Genomic DNA, 6348 nt, shown 5'->3' on the forward strand with positions numbered 1-6348 from the left:
TAGGTGTGCAGTTTGCGCAGTACTTGAAGACAGTGTTGCACAAACAGCCCAGAAAAACAGACAGTATTCGCATGAGTGACATCTTTCCTGTGAACGGTATGGACTGCGTAGTCTTCGCTGTGGGCAACGCCAAGCAGGCCGCCCACTACTACTCCAGCGCGTTCGGCATGCGGCTCGTGGCCTACCGGGGCCCGGAGAACGGCAGCCGCGACGAGGTGGCGTACGTCCTCACCTCGGGCTCGGCCAGGTTCGAGTTCCGGGGGGCGGTGCGTCCCGGCACCGGGGTGGCCCGCCACGTCGCCGAGCACGGTGACGGCGTGATCGACCTCGCCATCGAGGTCCCCGACGTGGAGGCCGCCTACGCCCACGCGATCGCCCAGGGCGCGCGGGGTCTTGTGGAGCCGCACGTGGTGGAGGACGACCACGGCAAGGTGGTGTCGGCGGCGATCGCGACCTACGGCGAGACCCGGCACACCCTGGTCGACAGGTCCAACTACAGCGGCCCGTACCTGCCCGGCTACGTCGCGGCGGAGCCTCTGGTGGCGGCCCCCGACGTGCGCAACGGCCGCCTGTTCCAGGCCGTCGACCACTGCGTCGGCAACGTGGAACTCGGCAAGATGGACGAGTGGGTGGAGTTCTACAAGCGGGTCATGGGCTTCACCAACATGGCGGAGTTCATCGGCGACGACATCGCCACCGAGTACTCGGCGCTGATGTCCAAGGTGGTCGCGGACGGCACCCGCAAGGTGAAGTTCCCGCTCAACGAGCCGGCGATCTCCAGGAAGAAGTCTCAGATCGACGAGTATCTGGAGTTCTACGGCGGCCCCGGCGTGCAGCACATCGCGCTGGCCACCAACGACATCCTCACCACCGTCGACCACATGCGCGAGGCCGGTGTGAGCTTCCTGAACACCCCCGCCTCCTACTACGACGACCCCGAGCTGCGCGCCCGCATCGGCGAGGTCCGCGCGCCGATCGAGGAGCTGAAGAAGCGCGGCATCCTGGTCGACAGGGACGAGGACGGCTACCTGCTGCAGATCTTCACCAAGCCGGTGCAGGACCGCCCGACGGTGTTCTTCGAGCTGATCGAGCGGCACGGCTCGCTCGGCTTCGGCAAGGGCAACTTCAAGGCGCTCTTCGAGGCGATCGAGCGCGAGCAGGACCTGCGGGGCAACCTGTGACCGGGGACCGCTCGGACTGACCTGGCCGCCGGCGACCCGCCCCCCGGGGCCGCCGGGGGCCACGGCCCGGGAGCACTCCCCAGGGGCGCGCGAAGGGCCGGCGGCGGCGGCCCACGCTCCGGGGAGCGACCGGGGCCGGCCACGGCTCGGGGGCAACCCGTAACCGTCCTTGGCTTTGCCGTGGCGCTCTTGTGGCGATCACCCCTGGATGGGATCAGCACCGCCACCGCCGGACGACCGGGGATCGGACCCGTGGTCCGATCCCGCACCCCCCGACCCGGGTCACGAGGGCCCGGGCCCCGGCGCCGGCCACGAACCCGGCCCCGATCCCTCTCCCGGTCACCGGCCGGGCTCCTCCCCCGGCCCTTCCTCCGGTTCTTCCCACGTCCCCGGCTCCGGTCCTTTTCCCGGCCGCGGGCCGGAAGGTCCCGATCCCGTCTTCGGTTACCCGTCCGCGGGAGAACCCTCCGGCGGTTTCCCCTGGCCGGGCGCCATCAGGCTGGGCGGACGCTGGCGCCGCCTCTTCGCGGGAATCCTCGACCTTCTCGTCGTCGGAGTCCTCTCCTCGCCCTTCACCTACCGGACCGTCACCACCGTCACGGGCGCGGAAAGTGGTCTGTCGGTGCAGGTACCCTACGCGGAGACTCTCCTGGTGGCGGTGATCGGCTTCCTCTACTCCTGGATGCTGACCGCCTTCTGGAACGGTCAGACGCTCGGCAAGAAGATCTTCCGGCTGCGCGTGGCCGACACCAGCGGGCACAAGGCCGGTGTCGGGCAGGTCGCGCTCCGTCAACTGGTCTCCTGGCTGATGTACTCCACCTGCTGCCTGGGCTGGATAGATGTGGCCTTCATCCTTTTCCAGTCGCGCAAGCAGGCCGTACACGACATCGCGGCCAGGACGCTTGTCATAGACGCCTGATCGGCGCAGGTCAGTCGCGTAGTGTGCCATTTCACGGGCTCGGCCGTCCGGCCGGGAAAGGGGCTTTAACCTATGGCGTCCAAACGGCTGGCCACCACGGCGACCGCCGCTCTTCTCAGCACGCTCGGGACCATCGGCACGGTCGCCTGCTCGGCGTCGAACGGGGCGAGCATCCCCTCGGTGAGCCCCGTGAGACCGGACGCCTCCGCCGTGAGCCCCCTGAAGCCGGTCGCCTCCGCCTCCGACATCGCCACCGGCCACGAGGCCACCCCCGGCGCCCCGGGGATCGGCGACTCCGACTTCCCCACCGACGGCAACGGCGGCTACGACGTCGGCCACTACGGGCTCAAGCTGGGCTACGAGCCGGCGTCCAAGCATCTGTCGGGAGTGGCCCGGATCTCGGCGCGGGCCACCCAGAACCTGGCGAGCTTCAACCTCGACCTCTCCGGTTTCACCGTCAGCCGGATCACCGTGGACGGCAGGCCCGCGAGATTCGACAGGGCCGGGACCGAGCTGAGCGTCACCCCGGCCGCGTCCATCCCGAAGGCCGCGGCGTTCACGGTCGAGGTCGCGTACGCCGGCGAACCCAAACCGGTCAGGGGCTCCTCCAACCTGGGCACGTACGGCTTCATCCCGACCAAGGACGGCGCGTTCGTCACGTGCCAGCCCAACGGTGCCAAGACCTGGTTCCCCGGCAACGACCACCCCTCGGACAAGGCGAGCTACGACTTCGAGGTCACCGTGCCCGCGGGGCTGACCGCGCTGGCCAACGGCGAGCTCGTCGGCGCGCCGAAGACCGCCGGGGGCAGGACGACGTTCCGGTGGCGGGAGAGCCACCCGATGGCCAGTTACCTCGCCACCATGACGCTGGGCAAGTTCGAGATGCTGCAGGGCAGGACCCCCGGAGGCCTGAAGAACGTCGCGGCCGTCGACCCGAGGTTCCGCGGCTCGCTGCGCAAGCTGTACGACGTGTCGGGAAGGGTCACCGACTACTGGAGCACGGTCTTCGGCCCCTACCCCTTCTCCTCCACCGGAGGCGTGGTCGACGACTTCCCCGCCGGCTACGCGCTGGAGAACCAGACCAAACCCATGTACGGCGGATTCGCCCCCGACGACGCCATCATCGCCCACGAGCTGGCCCACCAGTGGTTCGGCGACAGCCTCAGCATCACCCGGTGGAAGGACCTGTGGCTCAACGAGGGCTTCGCGACCTACGCCGAGTGGCTCTGGTCGGAGCACGAGGGCCAGGCCACCGCCGAGCAGCTCTTCCGCAGGCACTACAGCGCGGGGACCGACGACCCGATCTGGAGCTACGCCCCCGGCCAGGCCAGGCCGGACGACCTGTTCAACAACTCCGTCTACACCCGGGGCGGCATGACGCTCCACGCGCTCAGGCAACGGATCGGCGACCCGGCGTTCTTCAAGCTCCTGAAGGAGTGGAGCGCCACGCACAGGTACGGGAACGTCACGACCCCCGAATTCGTCGCGATGGCCGAGAAGATCTCCGGCAGGAAGCTCGGCCCCCTCTTCGACGCCTGGCTGTTCACCGCGAAGAAGCCGACCACCTGGTGAGGGGCCCCTACGGCCCGACCGGGCGGCTCACGTGACGATGATCTTGTATCCCTCGACGCGCAGGGAGCCCAGCACCTCCTCGGAGTGCACCGGCCCCTTGGTCTCCAGCTGGAGCTGGACCTCGACCTCCCCCAGGTGCATGCCCAGCCGCTCGTGCACGATGTCGAGCACGTTCGCGCCGAGTTCCGCCAGCCGCGCCAGCAGCGCCGCCAGCGCGCCCGGCCGGTCGGAGAGCGGCACCCGCAGGGTGAGATAGCGCCCGGCGGCGGCCAGGCCGTGCCGGAGGACCTTGGCCAGCAGCAGCGGGTCGATGTTGCCCCCGGAGAGCACGGCCACCACGGGGGGCTCGAAGACGTGCGGGTGGGCCAGGATCGCGGCGACCCCGGCCACGCCCGCGGGCTCGACGACCTGCTTGGCGCGTTCGAGGCAGAGCACCAGTGCCTGGGAGATCTGGCTCTCGGTGACGGTGACGACGCTGTCGACCAGATAGTGGATCAGCTCGAAGGGCAGCTCGCCCGGGCGGCCCACCGCGATGCCGTCGGCCATCGTCGAGGCGGGCCTGACCTCGACCGGGTGCCCGACGGCCAGCGACGCCGGGTAGGCGGCGGCCCTCTCCGCCTGAACCCCGACGATCCGCACGCCCGGCCGCAGCGACTTGACCGCGAGCGCCACCCCGGCCGCCAGCCCGCCCCCGCCCAGCGACATCACGATCGTGCCGACCTCGGGCAGCTGGTCCACGATCTCCAGCCCGATCGTGCCCTGCCCGGCGATGACGTCGGGATGGTCGAAGGGGTGGATGAACACGGCCCCGGTCCGGTTCGCGTGCTCCCTCGCCCGCTCCAGCGCGACGTCCACGGTGTCACCCGCGAAGAGCACCTCGGCACCGTACGACCGGGTCGCGGCCACCTTGGGCAGCGGCGCCCCCTGCGGCATGTAGACCGTCGCCCCGGTGCCGACCAGCCCCGACGCGAGCGCGACCCCCTGCGCGTGGTTGCCCGCGCTGGCCGCGACCACTCCGCGCCGCCGCTCCTCCCCGGTCAGCCCGGCGATCCTGACGTACGCCCCCCGGATCTTGAAAGAACCCGAGCGCTGCAGGTTCTCGCACTTGAGGTGGACGGGCCCGCCGATGATCTCGGAGAGCACGTGGGAGTGGAGCAGCGGGGTGCGCAGGGCGACGTCGGCCAGCAGCTCACGCGCGGCGACCACGTCGTCATAGGCCACCTGAGGGTCTGACATGCGGATCATCGTACGGCGTGCGCCCCCCGCGTTCTCGTGACCGTCGCCGGCTTCTCCGTCCTGCCGATGCGGCGGACCCGTTTCCGGGCCCGCCGCATCGGCCTGTCGCGGGATCACGTCAGCGCGTGGGCGCCGGCTCAGGCTGACCGATCGTGGTCAAGAGCGTGCCGGCGGTGCCCTTCTCGGAGCGGCCGAGGAGCGAAATGTGGATCCACCCAGGTCAGATACGTGCTCCGACGTCGGCGCCGTTGGACGGGCGCAGGAAGGCGGAGGATGGGATCGAGCCGTCCGCCGCGCGGGGTCCGGTGATCGTGCCGGAGTCGGTGCCGGCGAAGGTCCAGGTGCCGCCGAGGTTCCAGGAGTTGCCCGAGCCCGAGGAGGACGAGCCGAGCGAGACCTGCGTCGCGTTCGCCACCGACAGGTTCCTGGTGAGGGTGGAGTCGGAGTCGGCGAAGTCGAAGCCGGTGCCGCCGTTGCGCCACGCGGTGTTGCGGTCGGCGGTCAGCCGGCCGGGGTTGCCGTTGTCGATGAAGCCGCCGACCGCGTTGTCGAACGCGATGGAGTTGCGGATCACGTGGTCGGCCGGCGGGTCGGGGTCACCGCCGCCGAGCTTGAAGCCGTTGCCGTCTCCGGTGTAGCCGGGCAGGTTCCACCGGTTGAATCCGTTGCCCCACGCCACCGATGACTCCACGGTGATCGGGGACAGGAACATCCAGAAGTCCAGGCCGTCGTCGGAGTTGTTCCACAGCCGGGCGCCGCGCACCACGTTGCCGCTGCCCGAGCCTTCCTTGATGGCCAGGCCGTCGGCGCTCTCGCCGTTCTTGCGCGGGTCGCGGTTGCCGTAGGCGTCCAGGTTGATGATCTGGTTGTTGCCGGAGGCGCCCTGAAGGTGCAGACCCGACTCGTAGTTGTCCCGGGTGATCAGGCGGTCGAAGACGGTGTTGTTGGTGTCCAGGCCGAAGATGCCGTACGGGCCGTGGATGATCTCCAGGCCGGTCAGGCGCCACCAGTCGCCCTCGATGTGGATGGCGCCCCGCTCGGGGCGGGGGATGCTGGAGCCGACCGCGCCGGGCGTGTAGGGCATGTTCTCGCCGTCGAGGATGACCTTTTCGCCGTCATGGTTGCGCATCGTGATGGGCTGGGTCGGCGTGCCGTTCTTGAGGATCTGGATGTTGGTGCTCGGCGCGTAGGTGCCACCGCGGATGACGATCGTGTACCCCGGCTGTGCCAGGTCCACGGCCCGCTGTATCGTCCGCAGCGGCGAGGCCGGTGTGCCCGGGTTGGTGTCGTCACCGGTGGTCGCGACGTACAACGCGTTCGCCGGCGGCGGCTGGTCGCCGGTCTCGACGTCGAGGTGGTCGATGTTGGGCAGGCCGGCGGCGGTGGTCGGGGTCAGCCGGATGGTGTTGGCGCCGGCGTTCAGTGAGACGGTCGTGGTCT

At 69.9% G+C, this 6348-nt stretch carries 5 protein-coding genes; 3 read left to right on the forward strand and 2 right to left on the reverse strand.

Annotated features, from left to right (window positions below; genetic code table 11):
* The first annotated feature begins 98 nt into the window (after positions 1-98).
* The 3 genes from hppD to ACVCAG_RS27240 all read left to right on the forward strand — a co-directional run bounded on the left by hppD (position 99) and on the right by ACVCAG_RS27240 (position 3672).
* Positions 99-1181, forward strand: coding sequence for a 4-hydroxyphenylpyruvate dioxygenase (gene hppD / locus ACVCAG_RS27230; protein WP_440085639.1), 1083 nt, complete (start codon positions 99-101; stop codon positions 1179-1181).
* A gap of 208 nt (positions 1182-1389) precedes the next feature.
* Positions 1390-2100 carry an RDD family protein gene (locus ACVCAG_RS27235; RefSeq protein ID WP_440085640.1) on the forward strand — a complete coding sequence of 237 codons (711 nt, stop codon included), beginning with the start codon at positions 1390-1392 and terminating at the stop codon, positions 2098-2100.
* 72 nt (positions 2101-2172) lie between these two features.
* Positions 2173-3672 (forward strand): M1 family aminopeptidase, encoded by a 1500-nt coding sequence (locus ACVCAG_RS27240; RefSeq protein ID WP_440085641.1) that lies wholly within the window; start codon positions 2173-2175, stop codon positions 3670-3672.
* 27 nt (positions 3673-3699) lie between these two features.
* On the opposite strand, the gene ilvA is transcribed toward ACVCAG_RS27240, so the two are convergent.
* Together ilvA and ACVCAG_RS27250 are read right to left on the reverse strand one after the other, a co-directional pair.
* A complete protein-coding gene (gene ilvA / locus ACVCAG_RS27245; protein ID WP_440085642.1) occupies positions 3700-4908 on the reverse strand; it encodes a threonine ammonia-lyase in 1209 nt (402 codons plus the stop codon).
* Between the two features lie 220 nt (positions 4909-5128).
* On the reverse strand, positions 5129-6348 hold a 1220-nt coding region (locus ACVCAG_RS27250; RefSeq protein ID WP_447190502.1), incomplete at its 5' end, for a right-handed parallel beta-helix repeat-containing protein.

Source organism: Streptosporangium sp. G12 (genome assembly GCF_052983175.1).

Coding starts and splice junctions, on each gene's coding strand:
- hppD (WP_440085639.1), top strand. CDS start 99: ATGGACTGCGTAGTCTTCGCTGTGGGCAACGCCAAGCAGGCCGCCCAC.
- ACVCAG_RS27235 (WP_440085640.1), top strand. CDS start 1,390: ATGGGATCAGCACCGCCACCGCCGGACGACCGGGGATCGGACCCGTGG.
- ACVCAG_RS27240 (WP_440085641.1), top strand. CDS start 2,173: ATGGCGTCCAAACGGCTGGCCACCACGGCGACCGCCGCTCTTCTCAGC.
- ilvA (WP_440085642.1), bottom strand. CDS start 4,908: ATGTCAGACCCTCAGGTGGCCTATGACGACGTGGTCGCCGCGCGTGAG.